This is a genomic window from Pseudomonas sp. Xaverov 83 (genome assembly GCF_019352905.1).
GTDB classification, from domain to species: domain Bacteria; phylum Pseudomonadota; class Gammaproteobacteria; order Pseudomonadales; family Pseudomonadaceae; genus Aquipseudomonas; species Aquipseudomonas yamanorum.
In genome coordinates, this window is sequence record NZ_JAAAFU010000074.1 from 56,606 (window position 1) to 78,298 (window position 21,693).

The 21,693-nt window shown below is 61.6% G+C and carries 20 protein-coding genes; 13 read left to right on the forward strand and 7 right to left on the reverse strand.

What is annotated here, in order from left to right; all coding sequences use genetic code 11:
- Positions 1-142 precede the first annotated feature (142 nt).
- From K0H47_RS21125 to K0H47_RS21150, 6 genes are read left to right on the forward strand one after another with little or no spacing between them, the layout of a single operon-like run.
- Entirely contained in the window at positions 143-835 is a 693-nt protein-coding gene (locus tag K0H47_RS21125; protein WP_017475656.1) for an RDD family protein, read from the forward strand.
- Positions 832-1,812, forward strand: coding sequence for a stage II sporulation protein M (locus tag K0H47_RS21130; RefSeq protein WP_093205661.1), 981 nt, complete (start codon positions 832-834; stop codon positions 1,810-1,812). Before K0H47_RS21125 ends, K0H47_RS21130 begins: the two co-directional genes overlap by 4 nt.
- A complete protein-coding gene (locus K0H47_RS21135; RefSeq protein WP_219273558.1) occupies positions 1,799-3,328 on the forward strand; it encodes a DUF4129 domain-containing protein in 1,530 nt (509 codons plus the stop codon). The genes K0H47_RS21130 and K0H47_RS21135 overlap by 14 nt, the downstream gene beginning before the upstream one ends.
- The gene (locus tag K0H47_RS21140; RefSeq protein WP_219273559.1) at positions 3,325-4,482 is read left to right on the forward strand and encodes a DUF4350 domain-containing protein; all 1,158 of its coding nucleotides are present in this window, start codon (positions 3,325-3,327) and stop codon (positions 4,480-4,482) included. The genes K0H47_RS21135 and K0H47_RS21140 overlap by 4 nt, the downstream gene beginning before the upstream one ends.
- On the forward strand, positions 4,479-5,459 hold the full coding sequence (locus K0H47_RS21145) for a MoxR family ATPase (protein WP_017475652.1): 981 nt from the start codon (positions 4,479-4,481) through the stop codon (positions 5,457-5,459). The genes K0H47_RS21140 and K0H47_RS21145 overlap by 4 nt, the downstream gene beginning before the upstream one ends.
- 7 nt (positions 5,460-5,466) lie before the next feature.
- On the forward strand, positions 5,467-6,798 hold the full coding sequence (locus K0H47_RS21150) for a DUF58 domain-containing protein (RefSeq protein WP_219273560.1): 1,332 nt from the start codon (positions 5,467-5,469) through the stop codon (positions 6,796-6,798).
- Between the two features lie 17 nt (positions 6,799-6,815).
- Here K0H47_RS21150 and K0H47_RS21155 read toward each other — a convergent pair whose 3' ends face one another.
- Together K0H47_RS21155 and K0H47_RS21160 are read right to left on the reverse strand one after the other, a co-directional pair.
- Positions 6,816-7,175, reverse strand: a complete 360-nt coding sequence (locus K0H47_RS21155) for a PilZ domain-containing protein (protein WP_063033907.1) — start codon at positions 7,173-7,175, stop codon at positions 6,816-6,818.
- 226 nt (positions 7,176-7,401) lie between these two features.
- Positions 7,402-7,776 carry a tol-pal system YbgF family protein gene (locus K0H47_RS21160; protein ID WP_093205647.1) on the reverse strand — a complete coding sequence of 125 codons (375 nt, stop codon included), beginning with the start codon at positions 7,774-7,776 and terminating at the stop codon, positions 7,402-7,404.
- A gap of 175 nt (positions 7,777-7,951) precedes the next feature.
- Here K0H47_RS21160 and pyk point away from each other — a divergent pair, with 175 nt between their 5' ends.
- Positions 7,952-9,403, forward strand: coding sequence for a pyruvate kinase (gene pyk, locus K0H47_RS21165; protein ID WP_017475648.1), 1,452 nt, complete (start codon positions 7,952-7,954; stop codon positions 9,401-9,403).
- Positions 9,404-9,598: 195 nt separating this feature from the next.
- Here pyk and K0H47_RS21170 read toward each other — a convergent pair whose 3' ends face one another.
- Positions 9,599-10,348 carry an enoyl-CoA hydratase-related protein gene (locus K0H47_RS21170; protein WP_177025505.1) on the reverse strand — a complete coding sequence of 250 codons (750 nt, stop codon included), beginning with the start codon at positions 10,346-10,348 and terminating at the stop codon, positions 9,599-9,601.
- Between the two features lie 30 nt (positions 10,349-10,378).
- Positions 10,379-11,311 carry an iron-sulfur-binding ferredoxin reductase gene (locus K0H47_RS21175; protein ID WP_219273561.1) on the reverse strand — a complete coding sequence of 311 codons (933 nt, stop codon included), beginning with the start codon at positions 11,309-11,311 and terminating at the stop codon, positions 10,379-10,381.
- Between the two features lie 216 nt (positions 11,312-11,527).
- Between K0H47_RS21175 and K0H47_RS21180 the strand changes: the two genes are divergently transcribed.
- From K0H47_RS21180 to K0H47_RS21195, 4 genes are all read left to right on the forward strand, one after another.
- Entirely contained in the window at positions 11,528-13,051 is a 1,524-nt protein-coding gene (locus tag K0H47_RS21180; RefSeq protein WP_003214142.1) for a fumarate hydratase, read from the forward strand.
- Between the two features lie 153 nt (positions 13,052-13,204).
- Positions 13,205-14,971: an ATP-binding protein gene (locus tag K0H47_RS21185; protein ID WP_218263111.1), complete on the forward strand. Its 1,767-nt coding sequence runs from the start codon at positions 13,205-13,207 to the stop codon at positions 14,969-14,971.
- Positions 14,965-16,296: a sigma-54 dependent transcriptional regulator gene (locus K0H47_RS21190; RefSeq protein WP_017475644.1), complete on the forward strand. Its 1,332-nt coding sequence runs from the start codon at positions 14,965-14,967 to the stop codon at positions 16,294-16,296. Before K0H47_RS21185 ends, K0H47_RS21190 begins: the two co-directional genes overlap by 7 nt.
- Positions 16,297-16,585: 289 nt before the next feature.
- Complete coding sequence (locus K0H47_RS21195) at positions 16,586-17,905, forward strand: MFS transporter (protein ID WP_063027572.1); 1,320 nt, start codon at positions 16,586-16,588, stop codon at positions 17,903-17,905.
- Between the two features lie 63 nt (positions 17,906-17,968).
- On the opposite strand, the gene K0H47_RS21200 is transcribed toward K0H47_RS21195, so the two are convergent.
- Positions 17,969-18,724: a hypothetical protein gene (locus tag K0H47_RS21200; RefSeq protein WP_219273562.1), complete on the reverse strand. Its 756-nt coding sequence runs from the start codon at positions 18,722-18,724 to the stop codon at positions 17,969-17,971.
- A gap of 196 nt (positions 18,725-18,920) precedes the next feature.
- Here K0H47_RS21200 and K0H47_RS21205 point away from each other — a divergent pair, with 196 nt between their 5' ends.
- Positions 18,921-19,553 (forward strand): flavin reductase family protein, encoded by a 633-nt coding sequence (locus K0H47_RS21205; protein ID WP_219273563.1) that lies wholly within the window; start codon positions 18,921-18,923, stop codon positions 19,551-19,553.
- A 141-nt stretch (positions 19,554-19,694) separates the two neighbouring features.
- Here the strand turns inward: K0H47_RS21205 and K0H47_RS21210 are convergent, their stop codons facing one another.
- Positions 19,695-19,943, reverse strand: a complete 249-nt coding sequence (locus tag K0H47_RS21210; protein WP_093205623.1) for a hypothetical protein — start codon at positions 19,941-19,943, stop codon at positions 19,695-19,697.
- Positions 19,944-19,986: 43 nt separating this feature from the next.
- Positions 19,987-20,328: an antibiotic biosynthesis monooxygenase family protein gene (locus tag K0H47_RS21215; RefSeq protein ID WP_003214130.1), complete on the reverse strand. Its 342-nt coding sequence runs from the start codon at positions 20,326-20,328 to the stop codon at positions 19,987-19,989.
- Positions 20,329-20,655: 327 nt separating this feature from the next.
- Here K0H47_RS21215 and K0H47_RS21220 point away from each other — a divergent pair, with 327 nt between their 5' ends.
- Entirely contained in the window at positions 20,656-21,585 is a 930-nt protein-coding gene (locus tag K0H47_RS21220; protein ID WP_063027566.1) for an AraC family transcriptional regulator, read from the forward strand.
- The last annotated feature ends 108 nt before the right edge of the window (positions 21,586-21,693 follow it).

The window sequence follows — 21,693 nt, forward strand, 5'->3', positions numbered from 1 at the left end:
ACCGGGGGCCAGCGCTGTGTTCACTGTACAAACATTCAGTAAATCGTTGAGTGGTTGCTTCCACCGTCGACACTGCTAGCATCCGTCTTTCCAACCCCGCCGCTGCCGCCCAGGCGTCAGCGCAGCACTGCCAAGGACCGCGATGCCATCTGCGCCACTGGATACCCGCTACCAGATCGAGACCCCGGAGGGCATCGACCTGCCCCTGCGCCCGGCCGGCCTGCTGGTCCGCTCACTGGCCTTCGCCTTCGACCTGGGGTTGCGCGGCCTGATTCTCGGCATCCTGTTCATCGCCCTCGCGTTTCTCGGAAACCTGGGCATCGGCCTGGGCTCGCTGCTGCTGTTCCTCGTCAGTTGGTGGTACATGGTGCTGTTCGAAGTGCTCAACCAGGGCTGCTCACCCGGCAAGCAGATCATGGGCTTGCGAGTAGTGCAGGACGACGGTACGCCCATCGGCTGGTCCGCCTCGCTGATCCGCAACCTGCTGCGCTTTGTCGACATGTTGCCGTTCGGCTACTTCCTCGGCGCCATCAGTTGCCTGCAACACCCCAACTTCAAACGCCTGGGTGACCTGGCGGCCGGGACCCTGGTGATCTATCGCGAACAACCACTTTCCCGTCCGCAGGTTCCGCAAGCTCCGGCGCTGCGTCTGCCGTTCGCCCTGGAGCTGAACGAACAACGGGCAATTCTCAGCTTCGCCGAACGCCAGGGCGAACTGTCCGCCGAGCGAGTCAACGAACTGGCCGCGATCCTGGCCACTCCCCTGCAGGTCTCCCCTGCCCGCGCCGTCGCGGAACTGAACGGCGTGGCTCGTGGATTGTTGGGGCCAGCATGAAGCAGAGTCTTTTCGAAAGCCGCCACCAGGCACAATGGCAAGCCTTTGCCACGCAACTGACACAGCTTGAAAAGGGCAAAGCCAAGCGTGCTGACTTCACCGACTTCCCTCATCAGTACCGGCAGTTGTGCCAGCATCTGGCGCTGGCCCAGGAACGCGGCTACAGCAGTTATCTGGTTGATCCATTGCAGCAGCTTGCCTTGCGCGGCCATCAACAGCTGTATCGGCATCGCAGCCAGTTGAGCGCAAATGTACTGAGCTTCCTGCTGGCCGACTTCCCCAGGCTGGTTCGCGCGCAATGGCCATTCGTGTTGGTCGCCAGCCTGCTGTTCTTTGGCAGCCTGATCGGCATCGCGTTGCTGGTGTACCTGTACCCAGACCTGATCTACAGCATCGTCAGCCCCCAGCAAGTGGCCGAGATGCAGGGCATGTACGACCCGGATGCCAGCCGTCTGGGTCGGGCAGCCGAACGTGCCTCCAGCGAAGACTGGATGATGTTTGGCTACTACGTGATGCACAACATCGGCATCGCATTCCAGACCTTTGCCGCCGGGCTGTTGTTCGGCCTGGGCAGCGTATTTTTCCTGTTCTTCAACGGCCTGATCATTGGTGCCGTTGCCGGGCACCTGACACAAATCGGCTACGGCCAGACCTTCTGGTCATTCGTGATTGGCCATGGCGCCTTCGAACTCAGCGCCATCGCCCTGGCTGGCGCGGCCGGCCTGCAACTGGGGTGGGCCTTGATTGCACCGGGGCAACTGACGAGAGGTGAATCCCTGCGACTGGCCGCGCGTAAAAGCGTGCAAATGATTTGCGGTGTGATGGTGTTCCTGCTGATCGCCGCGTTTATCGAGGCGTACTGGTCTTCCACCACTGCGGTGGCGCCGTGGATCAAGTACCTGGTGGGCGCCGCCCTCTGGTTGCTGATGGCTGCCTACCTGCTGTTTGCCGGACGGAACCGCCATGCGCCTGAGTGATGCCAGCGTCGTGATCCGCCCGCGCACCTCCTGGGAAGCCATGGACCTCGGCATACTGCTGGCCCGCGAACATCGTGTGCTGCTGATGAGCAGTTGGGCCATCGTGAGTTTACCGATCTTCGCGCTGCTCAGCGTGCTGCTGTGGAATCATCCCTCCACCGCGCTGTTGCTGTTCTGGTGGTTGAAACCGGCATTCGACCGCTTTCCACTGTATATCCTGTCCAAGGCCCTGTTCGGCGAAACACCCAGCCTGAAACAAGCCCTGCGTCACTCGCCACGCCTGCTCAAGGGCCAACTGCTGGCCAGCCTGACCTGGCGACGTTTCAGCCTGAGCCGCAGTTTCGTGATGCCGGTGGTCCAGCTCGAAGGTCTGAAAGGCCAGGCGCGCCAACAACGTCTTGGTGTACTGCAACAACGCAACGCCGGCGCTGCGCGCTGGCTGACCCTGATCGGGGTGCACCTGGAAATCGCCCTGTGGTTCGGGTTGATGGCCGTGTTCTATTTTTTCCTGCCCCAGGAGGTAGAGCGGGATTGGGACTGGCAACAGCTGGTGCTCACCGCGGGGCACGATTGGCTCTGGCTGGAACACCTGACCAACGCCTTCTATGCGCTGATCCTGGTGTTCTGGGAGCCTATCTACGTCGCCTGCGGTTTCAGCCTGTACCTGAACCGCCGTACCGTGCTGGAAGCCTGGGACCTGGAACTGGTATTCCGCCGGCTGCGCCAGCGCTTGAGCGGCATAGCGCCGGTACTGCTGCTGGTGATCGGGCTGGTACTGGTTCCGGCGCCCCCACCGGCATGGGCCGATGAACCGGCCCCCCAAAAGCCCCTGAGTACACAATCGGCCAGTCAGTCGATAAAGGCGCTGTTGGAGCAGCCACCGTTCAAAAACGCCGAGACCGTCACCCGCTACCGCTTCGGCGAAGAAAAAGCGGCGGACAAAACCAAACCGAAAGGTGAAGGCAAGTTACCGGCCTGGCTGGAAGCATTGCTGAAAAACCTCAACAGCGATTCGTTCAAGCACATCGCGAAGGGCCTTGAAGTGCTGCTCTGGGGATTGCTGGTAGGTGGCCTGGCATTGGTGATCTGGCGATACCGTGACTGGCTGCATGCTTTTGTCAGCCGCCGCAGCCCCCGCAAGCCCAAGGCTGCCAAGCCCGCTCCCTCGCAGTTGTTCGGCCTCGAGCTGGGGGCAGATACCCTGCCCGAAGACATCGCCGGCACCGCCGAACAGCTCTGGGCAACGCGGCCCCGGGAAGCCCTCGGTTTACTTTACCGTGGGTTGCTCAGCCGCCTGCTGCACGACTTCAACCTGCCGCTGAAAAGCGCCGACACGGAAGGCCAGGTCCTGGAGCGTATCCGCCAACTGCAACAGCCGCAGTTGCTGGCGTTCAGCGATGAGCTGACCCGCTACTGGCAAAACCTTGCCTATGGTCACCGCCTGCCGCCGGCCTTCGCGCAACAACAGCTATGCAGCCGTTGGCGAGCCCTGTTCGGCGCGGGAGCTGCGCAATGAACCGGCCATTGCTGTGGGTCGGACTGCTCGTGGCGTGCCTGCTCGCAGTTGGCGGTTTTTATGCCTGGCACAAGGCGATCCCGTATCAGGAAGTCGTTGATCGCGGCCCTTCGCCCGAAGCGCTCGCCAACCCTTATCTGGCGGCGGAACGCTTTCTGCGCCAGCAAGGCCTGGTGGTGGAGCACGCCAACAGCCTGGAACGGCTGGCCAGTCTTTCGCCCAAAGGCAACAGCCTGCTGTTGCTGGGCGAGCGCAGTAACATGAGCCCGCCGCAGGTCGAGCAATTGCTGCAATGGACCCGGGCTGGCGGCCACCTGCTGCTGGTCGCCGAAGCACTGTGGGATGAGGACACCGACAAAAGTGGTGACCTGCTATTGGATAGTGTGCAGATACACCAATCCTTCAGTGAAACGTTCGACGCTCCAGCACCGGCGCGTAAAAAGAAAACGCCGGACCTGACCAAACTCTATGTGGACAACGAAACGGCCCCGGCCTATTTCAGCTTCGACACCGACTTCAATCTCACCGACCCCAGGCACTTGGCGCAATTCTCGGCCAACAGTGCCAAGTCGACGCACCTGATGCAGGTCAACCTCGGACAAGGCCGTGTGACGGTGGTCACCGACAGCAACCTGTGGAAAAGCCCGGCCATTGGCCAATACGATAACGCCTGGCTGCTCTGGTACCTGAGCCAGGGGACGCAGGTCACGCTGCTGTTCAACACGCATGTCGAGGATCTTTTCAGCTTGTTGCTGCGCTATTTCCCCCAGGCCCTGGTTGCACTCGCCGCATTGATGGCCCTCGGGTTATGGCACGCCAGCCCGCGCCAGGGTCCGATCCGGCAACCAGGCCCCAAGGCACGTCGGCAATTGCAGGAACATTTGAACGCCAGTGCCGACTTCCTGCTGCGCCGCAGCGGCCAAAACAGCTTGTTGCAAGCCTTGCAACACGACATCCAACGTACGGCGAGGCGCCGTCATCCCGGGTTCGAACACCTCGACACTGCCGAACAATCGCGGGTCCTTGAACGCCTGACCCGCCAACCCTCCCTCGTCATCAGCCAGGCCCTCGGCCCACTCCCGGCAAAACGGCTCTCCAGTGCCGATTTCAGCCGCCAGGTGGCTAGCCTGCAAACCCTCAGGAATGCCCTATGAGCGAATTTCCAGCCGCAGACCCGATTCAGCGCGCCAGCCAACTGGCCCAGGCCTTGCGCGTCGAACTGCGCAAGGCGGTCATCGGCCAGGAGCAAGTGATCGATGACGTGCTCACGGCGTTGATCGCCGGTGGCCACGTACTCCTTGAAGGTGTTCCTGGCCTGGGCAAAACCCTGCTGGTACGAGCCCTGGCGCGCTGTTTTGGTGGAGAGTTCGCACGTATTCAGTTCACACCGGATTTGATGCCCAGCGACGTGACCGGCCATGCCGTTTACGACCTGCATACCGAGCAGTTCAAGCTGCGCAAGGGGCCGTTGTTTACCAACCTGCTGTTGGCTGACGAGATCAACCGCGCCCCGGCGAAAACCCAGGCGGCGTTGCTGGAAGCCATGCAGGAACGCCAGGTAACCCTCGAAGGCGAGGCGCTGCCCATCGGCCAACCGTTCATGGTACTGGCCACCCAGAACCCCATCGAGCAGGAAGGCACTTACCCGTTGCCCGAAGCCGAACTGGATCGCTTCATGCTCAAGGTGCGCATGGACTACCCCGAGGCGCAGCAAGAACTGGACATGGTGCGCGAAGTCACCCGTTCCTCGCGCGCCGACATGCTCGACGTGCAACCGCTTCGAACGGTGCTGCACGCCGAAGATGTGTTGCAGTTGCAACAGATCGCCAGTGAACTGGCGCTGGATGAACAAGTACTCGACTATGCCGTGCGCCTGGCCCGCACCACCCGCAGTTGGCCAGGCCTGACCATCGGCGCGGGCCCGCGGGCCTCCATCGCCCTGGTGCGTGGCGCCCGGGCCCGGGCCTTGCTGCGTGGGGGCGAGTTCGTTACCCCGGACGACATCAAGGGCTGCGCCCTGGCAGTGCTGCGCCATCGAGTGCGCATTGCCCCGGAGCTGGATATCGACGGGCTGGAAGTCGACCAGGTGCTCAAGCAACTGCTGGACCAAGTCCCGGCGCCACGGCAATGACACGCCCATGAGACCGACCCGCCTGCTATTGATCTGGCTCGGTGTGCTGCTGGGCCTGAGTGTCCTGCTCGGCGCACTGGGGGCACTGCAGATCAAGGTGCCAGACACCCTGCACGCCGTGACGTGGGGCCTGCTGCTGGCCCTTTTGTTACTGGCCCTGCTGGATGCCGGCCGTTTGCGCCGCCGGCCATCCCCACGCGTGCGACGGCAGATGCCCGGGAGCCTGGCGCTGGGTCGCTGGGGCGAGGTGCGGGTGACGCTGGACCACGACTATCCACAGCCGCTGATGGTCGAGGTCTTCGATCATGTACCGGACGGTTTGACGGTGGAGAACCTGCCACAATCCATCGAACTGCGGCCCGCAGAGCAGAGTGAATTGGGTTACCGGTTAAAACCCCAAAGGCGCGGGCATTTCAGTTTTACCCGTTGCGAAGTCCACCTTCCCAGCCCACTGGGATTGTGGTCGGCACGGCGGTTGATAGACGTCAGCGATGCCACCCGTGTCTATCCGGACTTCGCGCGCCTGTATGGCGCGCAGCTGCTGGCGGTAGACAACTGGCTCAACCGGCTTGGCGTACGCCAGCGCCAGCGGCGCGGGCTGGGCCTGGAATTTCATCAACTGCGCGAGTTTCGCGAGGGCGACAGCCTGCGCCAGATCGACTGGAAAGCCACCGCTCGGCAACGCACACCCATTGCCCGGGAGTACCAGGATGAGCGCGACCAGCAGATCATGTTCATGCTCGATTGTGGCCGGCGTATGCGCAGCCAGGACGCCGAACTGTCGCACTTCGACCACGCCCTCAATGCTTGCCTGCTGCTCAGCTATGTCGCCTTGCGCCAGGGTGATGCCGTGGGGCTCTGCACATTTGCCTGCGACCAGCCGCGCTACTTGGCGCCGGTCAAGGGCAGCGGCCAGCTCAATCTGCTGCTGAATGCGGTGTATGACCTGGACACTTCCCGGCGTACGGCCGATTACCAGGCAGCCGCCAGCCAGCTGCTGGCGCGGCAGAAACGCCGCTCGTTGGTGATCGTAGTGACCAATTTGCGCGATGAGGATGATGAAGAACTGCTGAGCGCCGTTAAACGCCTCAGTCGCCAGCACCGGGTATTGGTCGCGAGCCTGCGGGAGGAAGTCCTAGACCAGTTGCGCCAAGCCCCTGTGCAAACCCTGCCCGAAGCCCTGGCCTATTGCGGTAATGTCGACTATCTCAATACCCGAGACGAACTCCATGACCGCTTGAACGCCCACGGTCTTTCAGTACTGGACACGCTGCCTTCGGAAATGGGAGCCGCCCTGGTGGCCCGTTACCTGGGCTGGAAAAAAGCCGGCGTGCTATGAATGCTGGCGCACGGCGCCTAGGCAGAGGCCTGCAAGGGATCAAAGCTGAAGTAACTCAACAGTGCGTTGATCACCTCTCCATATTCGGCGGGCGCCTGGGACACACTGAACCCGGAGTCGTAATGCCTGGGGTTTATGTCCTCATGGCACCACAGGCAGGTAGCCGTGAGGTCTACCGCCTGTACCTGGCCCTCAGGCCCCGGGATCTTCAAGCGCAGCTCGAACTCCACGTCGACCATCATGGGCAATTGGCTGATCAACATCAGCCCCTGCGCGGAGACATTGCCCAAATAGCCAATAGGCTTGTCCGTCAGGCGATTGAACACTTGAAGGAAGCAAGGTAACTGATGCCGCTCGATCCGTCGGGGAGTAAACATGATGAGGTCGCCATCCAATGGCCATGATTGTGGCCGCTCCAGTGATTCGAAACGAGCCCAAAGGCCCGCTCTCCCCGGATATCGGTGCGACAACCGCAAACGCGTTGCCACTTCTACAACTGCCAAATCCGGGAACTCCATCCGTTTGAATAGAAACTTATACAAACTGACATTCAAAGATTAGCCCAAGACTGGCAACGAGCCAGCTATGGCATGACAAATATCATCACAACGACGCGGGACGCGGCTGGGCGGCGCTCGCGCCGGAGTAATGCCCCAGTTGTTGCAGGGTGTCCAGGCGAGCGCGGGCACGGAAAGCGTATTCGCTCGCCGGGTACTGGCTGATGATGAACTGATAGGTTTGCGCCGCATCAACGAACAGTTTCTCGCGCTCCAGGCACTGCCCGCGCAGCATCGAGACTTCCGGTTGCACATAGCGCCGGGAACGGCTCTCACGGTCGACCTGAGACAACTCAAGGGTGACCCGCTGGCAATCGCCGACACCATAGGCGCGGTACGCATTGTTCAAATGATGGTCCATCGACCAACGGGTGCAGCCGACAACACTGACGGCCAGGGCAGCAATGATCACGATTCGCATGGGGGTTCTCCTGTCTTGTGCAGTGTATCGACCCTTCATCGAAAATCTTCAAGGTTGTTCATCTGTTCATGCAGAGTGAAAACAAGCGAATCATCGATAAGTAGTGCAAACGAACAATGACTACAACCAAAGAGCATAGTAGCCTTCCTCAGCGCTTGAACTCAGGAGTCCGTGCATGTCCGTCCGTCGTACCAAAATCGTCGCCACCCTTGGCCCGGCCAGTAACTCGCCGGAAGTCCTCGAACAGCTGATTCTGGCTGGCCTGGACGTTGCCCGTCTGAACTTCTCCCACGGCACCCCGGACGAGCACAAGGCTCGCGCCAAGCTGGTGCGTGACCTGGCTGCCAAGCATGGCCGCTTCGTTGCATTGCTGGGTGACCTGCAAGGCCCGAAAATCCGTATCGCCAAATTCACCAACAAGCGGATCGAGCTGAAGATCGGTGACCAGTTCACTTTCTCCACCAGCCATCCCCTGACCGAAGGCAACCAGCAAGTCGTGGGTATCGATTACCCGGACCTGGTGAAAGACTGCGGCGTCGGCGACGAACTGCTGCTGGACGACGGTCGCGTGGTGATGCGCGTCGACACCGCAACCCCGACCGAACTGAACTGTACCGTGATCATCGGCGGCCCGCTGTCGGATCACAAAGGCATCAACCGTCGCGGCGGTGGCCTCACCGCTCCAGCCCTGACTGAAAAAGACAAGGCCGACATCAAGCTCGCCGCCGAAATGGAAGTGGACTACCTCGCGGTATCCTTCCCGCGCGACGCCGCCGACATGGAATACGCCCGTAAACTGCGCGACGAAGCCGGCGGTACTGCCTGGTTGGTGGCGAAGATCGAACGCGCCGAAGCCGTGGCCGATGACGAAACCCTCGACGGACTGATCAAGGCGTCCGACGCCGTGATGGTTGCCCGTGGCGACCTCGGCGTGGAAATCGGCGACGCCGAGCTGATCGGTATCCAGAAGAAAATCATCCTGCACGCACGTCGCCACAATAAAGCGGTGATCGTTGCGACCCAGATGATGGAGTCGATGATCCAGAATCCGATGCCGACCCGTGCCGAAGTGTCCGACGTGGCCAACGCCGTGCTCGACTACACCGACGCCGTAATGCTCTCGGCTGAAAGTGCGGCTGGCCCGTACCCGCTGGAAGCCGTGCAGGCCATGGCACGCATCTGCGTCGGCGCTGAAAAGCACCCGACCAGCAAGACCTCCAGCCACCGTATCGGCAAGGTCTTCGAAAGCTGCGACCAGAGCATCGCGCTCGCCGCCATGTACACCGCCAACCACTTCCCGGGCGTGAAAGCGATCATCGCCCTGACCGAAAGTGGCTACACGCCGTTGATCATGTCGCGCATCCGTTCTTCGATCCCGATCTACGCATTCTCCCCGCACCGCGAAACCCAGGCCCGCGCGGCCATGTTCCGTGGCGTCTACACCGTACCGTTCGACCCGGCATCGCTGCCGCCTGAGCAAGTCAGCCAGGCCGCGATCGACGAGTTGCTCAAGCGCGGCGTAGTAGAGAAAGGCGACTGGGTCATCCTGACCAAGGGCGACAGCTACCACACCATCGGCGGCACCAACGGCATGAAGATCCTGCACGTTGGCGACCCAATGGTCTGAGTGACACGCTGAAAAACAAAAGCCCCGCCCTGTGAATGGCGGGGCTTTTTGCATTCCAGATCGGGATATTCCATTGGTATCAGGGCCTCATCGCAGGCAAGCCAGCTCCCACAGTTGACCGAGTTGACTTGAAGAAACGCGATTAACTGTGGGAGCTGGCTTGCCTGCGATAGCGCCCGTTCCCACAACACTTCTTCATCGCCTGGCGATAAATCCCGACAACGCCGCAATCGCTTCCGGCGATTTCAACCGCTGGGTAAACAACGCCCCCTCCTCTTCGATCACCCTGCGCAACTGCTCGCGATCGACGCTTTTCATCAGATGCTTGCTGACCTGCACCGCACCCGGCGCCAGGGTCTCAAACCGTCCAGCGACTTCCCGCGCCTTGGCCAGGGCTGATTCGCCGCTGCCCAATGCCTCAGTGGCAATGCCCCAAGCGGCAGCCTGCTCACCAGTAAAGCCTTCACCCAGCAGCAACAACTCAGCCGCCTTGGCATGCCCCAGCAAGCGCGGCAGAATCAAGCTGGAACCAAACTCCGGACACAGCCCCAGGTTGACGAACGGCATGCGCAACCGCGCATCCCGGCTGACATACACCAGGTCACAATGCAGCAGCAGCGTCGTACCAATTCCCACTGCCACACCCGCCACGGCCGCAATCACCGGCTTGCGGCAATTGAGCAAGCTGCGCATGAAGTGAAACACCGGGCTGTCGAGGTCAGCCGGCGGTTGCTCCAGGAAGTCGCCAATATCATTACCGGCGGTGAAACACTCACTGCTGCCCTGAATCAACACGGCATTGACGCTGGTATCGGCATCCGCCTGCTCCAGCGCCTCGGCCAATTGGCTGTACATGGCGCGGGTCAGGGCGTTTTTCTTGTCCGGGCGGTTGAGCTGCAGGATCAGCAACCCGCGTTCGCGTTGCTGCAGGATGGCATCGGTCATGGCAAATCTCGCGGCTGGAAAATTCAGCGCTCAACCACGGGGCAGGAACACATCGGCCAGCAGTTGATTGCGCGGCAGTCCGGCCAGGAACAGGCGCTTGGAGAAGGCCTCGACGCTGGCAGGGTGCCCGCAGAGTAAGGCCAGAGTTTGCCGGGAAACAAGCCGCAGTTGCGCCAAAGCGTCAGTCGACCCGGCCGCCGTCCATAGCTCGACCGTCACGTTGGGATGCGCCGCAGCCAGTTGCGTCAACGGCTCGGCCAGATAATGACCGTCGGCATCATGGGCCAGATGAATGACCCGGATGGGGCCTTGGTGATCCTGGCGCAAGGTCTCACGTAGCACGCCCCACAACGGGCCAAGTCCGGTGCCCGAGGCCAGCAGCCAGAGGGGCCGGGATTGCCAGTCGGGGTCGTACTGCAACGCCCCGCCCCGCAGTTCGCCCAGGCGCAGGCTGTCACCGGCCTTGAACTGGCGGGCGGCGTCGCTGAACTCGCCAGGCAGGCGGCAATCGATGTGAAACTCGAGAAACGGATCCTCCTGGGGCAGGCTGGCCAATGAGTACGGCCGCGCAATGCTGCCCGCCCACAGCACCAGATGCTGCCCCGCCCGGTAGCGCAAGCCGCGCTCGGGTTGCAGCCGCAGGCGCAGTACGTTCGGGGTCAACCAATCGACACTCTGCACCGTCGCAGGCAATCCATCACGCAGCGGGTCAAAGGCTTCGATCTGCAAGTCACCCATGACCTGGCACTGGCAAGCCAGGCGCCAGCCGTCCTGGCGTTGCGCCAGGCTCAGGGCATCTGGTTGATTGTCCTGAAGGTCACCCTGGCAACGCACCAGGCAGGCATGGCAGCTGCCGGCGCGGCAGCTGTAGGGCACAGCCACACCCGCCTGGTTCAGGGCATCCAGCAGGTTACTGCCGGCGGCTACCGACCAGTGGCGTTCGCCGACGTGAAGTTCAGGCATCAAGGGTCTCGAATCAAAAAGGCGTCTACAGGGAATCACGCCCGGCAGAGTTTGACCATAGTCGGGTGTATCGGCCACCGCGGCGGGTTATACTGCCGCGCCTTTTTAGCGTCGCGCCTGCACCACTTTGGCGTGCCTTGGAAAGGTGGCTTCAGCCGACCGATGCAACACTGACGCCACCTTTATTGAATGTTCCCTTATAGAGGAGCGCGACTCATGACCGTGATCAAGCAAGACGACCTGATTCAGAGCGTTGCTGACGCCCTGCAATTCATTTCCTATTACCATCCCGTTGACTTCATCCAGGCGATGCACGAAGCCTACCTGCGCGAAGAATCGCCAGCGGCCCGTGACTCCATGGCACAGATCCTGATCAACTCGCGCATGTGTGCCACCGGCCACCGCCCGATCTGCCAGGACACCGGGATTGTCACCGTATTCGTACGTGTCGGCATGGACGTGCGCTGGGATGGCGCCACCATGAGCCTGGACGACATGATCAACCAAGGCGTGCGCCAGGCGTACAACTTGCCGGAAAACGTGCTGCGGGCCTCGATCCTCGCCGACCCGGCCGGTGCGCGTAAAAACACCAAGGACAACACCCCGGCCGTGATCCACTACTCCATCGTCCCGGGTAACACCGTGGAAGTGGACGTGGCCGCCAAAGGCGGTGGTTCCGAGAACAAGTCGAAAATGGCCATGCTCAACCCGTCCGACTCGATCGTCGACTGGGTACTGAAGACCGTTCCGACCATGGGCGCCGGCTGGTGCCCACCGGGCATGCTCGGCATTGGCATCGGCGGCACCGCCGAGAAGGCCGCCGTGATGGCCAAGGAAGTGTTGATGGAATCCATCGACATCCACGAGCTGAAAAAGCGCGGCCCGTCCAACCGTATCGAAGAGATGCGCCTGGAGCTGTTCGAGAAGGTCAACCAACTGGGCATCGGCGCCCAGGGCCTGGGTGGCCTGACCACCGTGCTCGACGTGAAAATCATGGACTACCCGACCCACGCGGCCTCGCTGCCGGTGTGCATGATCCCCAACTGCGCCGCCACCCGTCACGCGCACTTCGTGCTCGACGGCTCGGGCCCTGCGTCGCTGGAAGCACCACCGCTGGACGCCTACCCGGAAATCGTCTGGGAAGCCGGCCCGTCGGCCCGTCGCGTCAACCTCGACACCCTGACCCCGGAAGACGTACAGAGCTGGAAGCCGGGCGAAACCGTACTGCTCAACGGCAAGATGCTCACCGGTCGCGACGCGGCGCACAAGCGCATGGTCGAGATGCTGAACAAGGGCGAAACCCTGCCGGTGGACCTCAAGGGTCGCTTCATCTACTACGTCGGCCCGGTTGATCCGGTGCGCGAAGAAGTGGTTGGGCCTGCCGGTCCGACCACCGCCACGCGGATGGACAAGTTCACTCGCCAGATCCTCGAGCAAACCGGCCTGTTGGGCATGATCGGCAAATCCGAGCGCGGTCCGACCGCTATCGAAGCGATCAAGGACCACAAGGCGGTTTACCTGATGGCAGTGGGCGGCGCGGCTTACCTGGTGGCCCAGGCCATCAAGAAATCCCGCGTCGTGGCGTTCGCCGAGCTGGGTATGGAAGCGATCTACGAGTTCGACGTAAAAGACATGCCGGTTACCGTTGCAGTGGATAGCAAGGGCGAGTCGGTACACATCACCGGTCCTGCCATCTGGCAGAAAAAGATCAGTGAAAGCCTGGCGGTAGAAGTGCAGTAAGCATTTCCGCTGCAAGGATAAAAGGCGACCACTACGGTCGCCTTTTTTTGTGCCATGCACCTCTCACTGTGGCGAGGGAGCTTGCTCCCTCGCCACAACAACCAGGCACTGCGTGCTATGGTGCTCGCCCCTAATTGCACTGTTCATCTTCGTATGATCGCGATTCCCCGCCCGCTGCGTTTGACCTTCTACTCCTTGCTGATCATCGCCGGCGCGGTCCTGGCTGCCGCCCTGGCTACCCGCCACGCCGAACGCCTGGCCCTGGTGGATGACGCTGCCCGCGCCAATCAGCAGCTCATGCTCTATGGCAACTCACTGCACACCCTGATCGAACGTTACCGCGCCCTGCCCGCCGTACTGGCCCTGGACTCGGAAATGATCAGCGCCTTGAAGGGCCCGCTGGACACCGCCACCCAGGATTTGCTCAACCGCAAGCTGGAGCGCATCAACGGCGCCGCCCAGTCTTCCACCCTGGAACTGATGGACCGCAACGGCCTGGCCGTGGCCGCCAGCAACTGGAACTTGCCCAGCAGTTATGTAGGGCACAACTACGCGTTTCGCCCGTACTTCAGCCAGACCCTGAGCCAGGGCACCGGGCGGTTTTATGCGGTGGGGGTGACCACCGGGATTCCGGGGTATTTCCTCTCCAGCGCGGTGGTCGGCGAGAACGAACAATTCCTCGGCGCCATGGTGGTCAAGCTGGAGTTCCCGGAACTGGAACGCGAGTGGGCTCAGGGCAATGACCTGCTGCTGGTCAGCGATGCGCGGGGTATTGTGTTTATCGCCAACCAGCAGGGCTGGCGCTACCGCGCGCTGCGTCCGTTGTCGGACAGCGACCACGCCGAACTCAAGGCCACTCGCCAATACGACAAGAAACAGCTGCTGCCGCTGGACGCTGAAGCGTTGCAGCGCTTTGACGAGAACAGCCACCTGATGCGCGTCGATGGCCCCGATGGCAAGGCCAACTACATCTGGGAATCCCTGCCGCTGAAAGCCGAAGGCTGGACCTTGCACCTGTTGCGCAAACCACAGGTTGCCTTTGAGGACCAACGCAACGCCGGCCTCGCTGCCGCCGGCTCATGGCTGGCGCTGGTGTTCCTGGTGCTGTTCCTGACCCAACGCTGGCGCCTCGCCCGCCTGCGCCAGCGCAGCCGCGAAGAACTTGAACAACTGGTGGAAGAACGCACCCGCGCCCTGCGCACCGCCCAGGATGGCCTGGTGCAATCCGCCAAACTGGCAGCGCTGGGGCAGATGTCTGCTGCTCTCGCTCACGAAATCAACCAGCCATTGACCGCCCAGCGCATGCAGTTGGCGACCCTGCGGCTGCTGCTGGATCATGGCCGGGTGGACGACGCCTACCAGGCCCTGACCCCGCTGGACGACATGCTCACGCGCATGGCCGCGCTCACCGGCCACCTCAAGACCTTCGCCCGCAAGAGCCCCAGCGGCCTGCGCGAACGCCTCGACCTGGCGACGGTGGTGGACCAATCCCTGCACTTGCTCGATGCGCGCCTGCGGGACGAAGCCATCGGCACCGTCCTCGATTTGACCCGCCCGGCCTGGGTACGCGGCGACGCGATCCGCCTGGAACAGGTGCTGATCAACCTGCTGCGCAACGCCCTCGACGCCATGGCCGACAAGCCGCGCAAACGCCTGGAAATCCGCCTGCATGCCGATCAACAGCTGTGGTGCCTGACCGTCAGCGACAGCGGCGGCGGGATTGCCGAGGAACACCTCAACAGCGTGTTCGACCCGTTCTTCACCACTAAGCCCGTGGGCGACGGGCTCGGCTTGGGGCTCGCCGTGTCGTACGCTATCGTCCACGAACTCGGCGGTCGCCTGAGCGCCGGCAATCACGGTGACGGGGCGATCTTTACCCTGACCTTGCCTATCGCGCTGGAGACGCCAGACCTATGTTGAACGCGGTGATTGTGGTCGATGACGAAGCCAGCATTCGCACGGCCGTCGAGCAATGGCTGAGCCTGTCGGGCTTTGAGGTGCAATTGTTCGGCCGCGCCGAAGAATGCCTGGCGCAATTGCCCAGGGACTTTCCCGGGGTGATCCTGAGCGACGTGCGCATGCCCGGCCTCAGTGGCCTGGAGTTGCTGGCTGAAGTGCAGCGGCGTGACGCCGACCTGCCGGTGATTCTGCTCACCGGCCACGGCGATGTGCCGATGGCCGTCGAAGCCATGCGCGACGGCGCCTACGACTTCCTCGAAAAACCCTTCAGCCCCGAGGCCTTGCTCAGCAGCCTGCGCCGGGCGCTGGACAAGCGCGGGCTGGTGCTGGAAAACCGCCGCCTGCATCAACAGGCCGATCACCGGGCCCAACTGGAATCGAGCCTGCTCGGGGTGTCGCGCGGTTTGCAGAACCTGCGCCGGCAAGTGCTGGACCTCGCGGGCTTACCGGTAAATGTGTTGATTCGTGGTGAAACAGGCAGCGGCAAGGAACTGGTCGCCCGTTGCCTGCATGATTTCGGCCCCCGGGCGAAGAAACCATTTGTGGCGCTGAACTGCGCGGCGATTCCCGAGCAGCTGTTTGAAGCCGAGCTGTTCGGCCATGAAAGTGGCGCGTTTACCGGCGCCCAGGGCAAGCGTATCGGCAAGCTGGAATACGCCGACGGCGGCACCCTGTTTCTCGATGAGATTGAGAGCATGCCCCTCGCCCAGCAGGTGAAATTGCTGCGGGTGCTGCAGGAGCAAAAACTGGAACGGCTCGGCTCCAATCAAAGCATCAAGGTGGACTTGCGGATCATCGCTGCCACCAAGCCGGACCTGCTGGACGAAGCCCGCGCTGGGCGTTTCCGTGAGGATTTGGCCTACCGCCTGACAGTCGCGCAACTGCGCCTGCCACCGCTGCGGGAACGCCGGGAAGACATTCCGCTGCTGTTCGAACACTTTGCGCAAAGCGCCGCCGAACGCCTGGGCCGCAGCTTCGCTCCGTTGAGCGGGCCGGCCCTGGGCCGCCTGCTCAGCCATGACTGGCCGGGCAACGTGCGGGAACTGGCCAACGTCGCTGAACGCCAGGTGCTGGGGCTGGGTGAGCCGGAGCCGGAAGGTATCGAAGCCGAAGCCGGGCAATCGTTGGCGGCCCAGCAGGAAGCCTTTGAAGCCCATTGCCTGAAAGCCGCACTGACCCGGCACAAAGGCGATATCAAGGCGGTGCTGGCCGAGCTGCAACTGCCCCGGCGCACCTTCAATGAAAAAATGCAGCGCCATGGCCTGGCGCGGGACACGTTCCTCTAAACCGATCATTCCCACGCTCCGCGTGGTAATGCAGCTCTGGACGCTCCGCGTCCGCCCTTAAAATCGTGACGCGTAGCGTCACAGGATGCGCGCCCACGCAGAGCGTGGGAGCGATCTTCGTCGGCGGTTTTCCGCTCATCGCCCTTCAATCATCAGCGACTTTCCGCTCAAAAAAATCTCCAAACCCCTCTAGACCGGGCCTTCATCTGTTTGGCACAGCTCCTGCTATAGCCCAGCCAGGCTGCGCTCGGGCGCGCTCCACAAAAACAATTAGATGAAGGATCCTTAAATGGATAACTCCAACTCCCTGCCTCTGGGGTCGGCGGCTGCGCCGGCAAAAGAACGCACCACCTCCAGCCGTATCAAGTCGATCTTCAGCGGATCGGTCGGCAACATGGTCGAGTGGTACGACTGGTACGTCTACGCTGCTTTCTCTCTGTACTTCGCCAAGACCTTTTTCCCGAAAGGCGACACCACCGCCCAACTCTTGAACACCGCCGCTATCTTCGCCGTGGGCTTCCTGATGCGCCCGATCGGTGGCTGGCTGATGGGCCTGTACGCCGACAAGGTCGGGCGTAAAAAGGCCTTGATGGCCTCGGTGTACCTGATGTGCTTCGGCTCGCTGCTGATTGCCCTGAGCCCGGGTTATGAAGCCATTGGTATCGGTGCGCCGATCCTGCTGGTATTCGCCCGCCTACTGCAGGGGCTGTCGGTCGGGGGCGAATACGGCACCTCCGCCACTTACCTCAGCGAGATGGCGACCAAGGAACGTCGTGGCTTCTACTCCAGCTTCCAGTACGTAACCCTGATCTCTGGCCAGCTCATCGCCCTTGGCGTGCTGATCGTGCTGCAACAGACCCTGACTACCGAGCAGCTGTACGACTGGGGCTGGCGTATCCCGTTCGCCATCGGCGCCCTGTGTGCAGTAGTGGCGCTGTACCTGCGTCGTGGCATGGAAGAAACCGAGTCGTTCACCAAGAAAGAAAAAGCCAAGGAAAGCGCGATGCGCACCTTGATGCGCCACCCCAAGGAACTGATGACCGTCGTCGGCCTGACCATGGGCGGTACCCTGGCGTTCTACACCTACACCACCTATATGCAGAAATACCTGGTGAACACCGTCGGCATGAGCATCTCCGACTCCACCACCATTTCGGCAGCCACGCTGTTCCTGTTCATGTGCCTGCAACCCATCATCGGCGGGCTGTCGGACAAGGTTGGCCGCCGGCCAATCCTGATCGCCTTCGGCGTCCTCGGCACGCTGTTCACGGTGCCGATCCTCACCACCCTGCACACCATCCAGACCTGGTGGGGCGCGTTCTTCCTGATCATGGCGGCGCTGATCATCGTCAGCGGCTACACCTCGATCAACGCCGTGGTGAAGGCTGAACTGTTCCCCACCGAAATCCGCGCCCTGGGTGTTGGCTTGCCCTATGCGCTGACCGTGTCGATCTTCGGCGGCACCGCTGAATACATCGCGCTGTGGTTCAAAAGCATCGGCATGGAAACCGGGTACTACTGGTACGTCACCGCGTGTATTGCGGTGTCGCTGCTGGTGTATGTGACCATGAAGGACACCCGCAAGCATTCGCGGATTACCACGGACTAAAGGTTCGGCGGCAATAAAAAAGGGGCCATGTCATTGACTGACATGGCCCCTTTTTTATTGGCCTCAAGACAGCTCGGCAACCGCCTGGCGCCCAGACCGACGCTGGGCATAGGCCGCTCCGGCAATCATCACCACCAGCACTGCCGCCAACACCGCCGACGAGCCGATGGTGCCAAAGTCCAGCCCGCCCTTTTCATGGGGTTTGGTCAGGAAGTCACCCAGGGTGGCGCCGAAAGGCCGGGTCAGCACAAACGCCACCCAGAACAACAGCACCGACGAAATCCGCGTGAAGTATTTCAGCAACACCACCACCGCGATGCTCGCGCCGATCAGCAAGGCGCCACCGGCAAACCCGAGCCCGGAATCATCCGCCAGGAAATCCCCCAGCGCCGTGCCCAGGGTGTTGGAGAACAGGATCGCCATCCAGTAGAACAGTTCACCGCGAAAGGTCTGGACCTTGTTCACGTTCAGCGAATCGCCGCTGATACGCCACAGGGCAAAGATCGCCACCAGGATCGACACCAGAATCATCGACCCCGTGGCATAACCTAGCCCCAGCGTGCGGTCCATAAAGTCGGACATGGTGGTGCCAGCGGTGCTGGTGGACAGGATCACGATCCAGTACAGCACCGGGTTGTAGGTTTTCGACCAGAGTTGCGTCACCAGGGTGACCAGGAACACGCTGATCAGGATCATTGAGCTGATGGCGTAACCGACATTCAAGGTCATCGACAGCAAGTCCCCGGCGGTTTCGCCCAGGGTCGTGGCGCAGATTTTCATGACCCAGAACGCCAGGGTGATCTGAGGAAGTTTGTTCATCGTGCAGAAGGCTCCAAAGGCTCAGTCTTTCAATCGATCGACTTATCAGGGGGTGTCGACCTGGCGCGCAGACTGAACCGGAAGCTGTGAAAAATAGGTGGGGGCTGTATGAAAATTCCATATGGATGATAGAAATCCGCCGCGCTGGATTGCACTATGGTGCCCTCCCCAGAACCGCGCAGCAGGAACCCCGGCCATGTCCGACGATATTCATTTCTACGAACCCGCCAACGGCCACGGCCTGCCCCATGACCCATTCAATGCGATTGTCGGCCCACGCCCGATTGGCTGGATGTCGTCCCAGGACCGCGAAGGCCGCCTGAACCTGGCGCCCTACAGTTTCTTCAATGCGTTTAACTACATTCCGCCGATCATTGGGTTTTCCAGTGTCGGGCGCAAAGACAGCCTGAACAACATCGAACAGACCGGTGAGTTCGTGTGGAACCTGGCTACCCGCCCGCTGGCCGAGCAGATGAACCAGAGCTGCGCGCCGGTCTCGCCCGAGGTCAACGAGTTTGAATTGTCCGGCCTGACGCCGGTGGCTTCAAAAGTGATCGCCGTGCCTCGCGTGGGTGAGAGCCCGGTGTCGTTCGAGTGCAAGGTGACGCAGATCATTCAGCTGCAGCGCGCCGACAAGGAGCTGGTGCCGAGCTGGCTGGTGCTTGGTGAGGTAGTAGCAGTGCATATCGCCAAATGGCTGCTGAAAGACGGGGTGTACGACACCGCTGCCGCCGAACCGATCCTGCGTGGAGGCGGTCCGGCGGATTATTTTCAATTGGGGCCGGAAGCGCTGTTCAAAATGTACCGCCCAGGCGCCGCGAAACGCTGATTGGAATGCGATAAAAATGTGGGAGCGGGCTTGCTCGCGAAGGGGGCGTGTCAGTCAATGCATAGACCAACTGATCCACCGCATTCGCGAGCAAGCCCGCTCCCACACAAGCCCGCTCCCACATTTGGATCAGCGGTGTTTTTAGTTGGCGGAAGCTGCCCAAGAGAGCTGACCGTCTTCATCTACATCGACCAAACGCTCCAGTTGCAGAGCTGCGGCATCGTCGGCGTCGGAGGCAGTTTTGAACGTCTGTCCATCGAGGATCTTGTGAAAGCGCGGTGCGCCCATGCCATCCAGCGCCTTGACGGCGATGGCGGCGCTATAGCCACCCTCTTCTTCACGCACCAAGGCGGAAACGGCTTCGTGGTGGGCAAACTCTTTACGTGCCATGTTGCAGGTCCTGGCCAATGGGAAAGGCGGCCATTCTAAAGCACTAGCCCGCCAGTTGCAGGTACTCGCCATAGGCGTTGGCCGCCGAGGCGTCGGTGAAGGTCTGGAAGTCCATACTGCGAACCACCATGTCATTCAACAACTCGGTGAAGACCATCAGCGCCGGCGAGCTGAAGTAGGCACTCATCGCCTGCTCGCTGCTCCAGAAGCCCGACACCAACCACACATCCGGGTCGGCCAGGGAGTGCTGCAACGAGAATTGCAGGCAACCCTGAGCCTGGCGGCCCGGTTCGATCAAACTGCTCAAGCGTGCACCCAGTTCGGTGCTGTACCCGGTACGGGCACGGATAAAGGCCATATGGCTCGCGGGAATGGGGGTGGACATGTTCGACTCTCCCGTTGAGAAGTGATGCTCGGCAAGCACTGTGAGGGCGTGTTGCCACAGGATCAAAGATACGGGCGCAGGGGTGGATGCAGTTAGTCGATTCCTGCCGGCTTATTGCACAATCCTGCGAGATGCGCAGAGATAGCAATCGGCGTGCGGGTTTTGTTCCCGGCATGACTGCCGTATTTCAGGGGCATGACAGCCCTGTGCTTGCCTGATTCACGATTTATCGCAGGATCAGGCAAGGATTGTGCAGAATCGACGTACCGCTTTTTGCAAAGCCGCCGTTAAGCTGTGCCCATCGTCAAAAGCACCAGAGGATGTCCCATGTCGTCGCCCGACCTTCGCTCCACGCCCCTCGACGCCGATATGGAAAAGCAGCGCGCAGAACTCGCCGGTATCGTGCGTCGGCATACCTGGGAGGATGGTTCCTACGGCACGGCGATCACTTCGCTGTACCTCAATCGCCATAACACCCCGCGCGACTTCATGCCGGTACTGGTGGAGCCCGCACTGTGCATCCTGGCCCAGGGCAGCAAGGAAGTGCGCCTGGCGGATGAGGTTTTCGCCTACGACCCGCTCAATTACCTGGTGTTCTCGGTTTCGATGCCGGTGGCCGGTCGCATCCTCGATGCGACGCCGGAAGATCCCAACCTGTCGCTTCGGGTCAACATCGACCCGGCCCAAATCACCGCGCTGATTGCCGAAGCCGGTCCCATGGGTGTACCCACACGCCCTACGTCTCGCGGGATGTATGTCGACCGCCTGGATAACCAGTTGCTCGACGCCGTACTACGCCTGACCCGATTGCTGGACACGCCGAAAGACATCGCGATGCTGGCGCCGTTGATCAATCGGGAAATTCTCTACCGTTTGTTGCGTGGCCCGCAGGGTTATCGGCTGTATGAAATCGCGGTTGCCAACAGTCAGAGCCATCGGGTCAGCCAGGCGATCACCTGGTTGAACGGCAACTACGAACAACCCCTGCGCATTGATGACCTGGCCAAGGAAGTGAACCTCAGCGTCTCGACCCTGCACCACCGCTTCAAGGCGATGACCGCCATGAGCCCGTTGCAGTACCAGAAGCAGTTGCGCTTGCAGGAGGCTCGGCGGTTGATGATCGCCGAGGGCCTGGAAGCCTCGGCGGCGGGGTATCGGGTGGGCTATGAAAGCGCCTCGCAGTTCAGCCGCGAATACAGCCGGCTGTTTGGTGCACCGCCGTTGCGGGATCTGGCCCGGTTGCGCCAGAGCGTCTAACCGCAGTTGTAACGCCGGATACTAATAATGTGGCGAGGGAGCTTGCTCCCGTTGGGGCGCGAAGCGGCCCCAAAAGATGGGACTGCTGCGCAGTCCAACGGGAGCAAG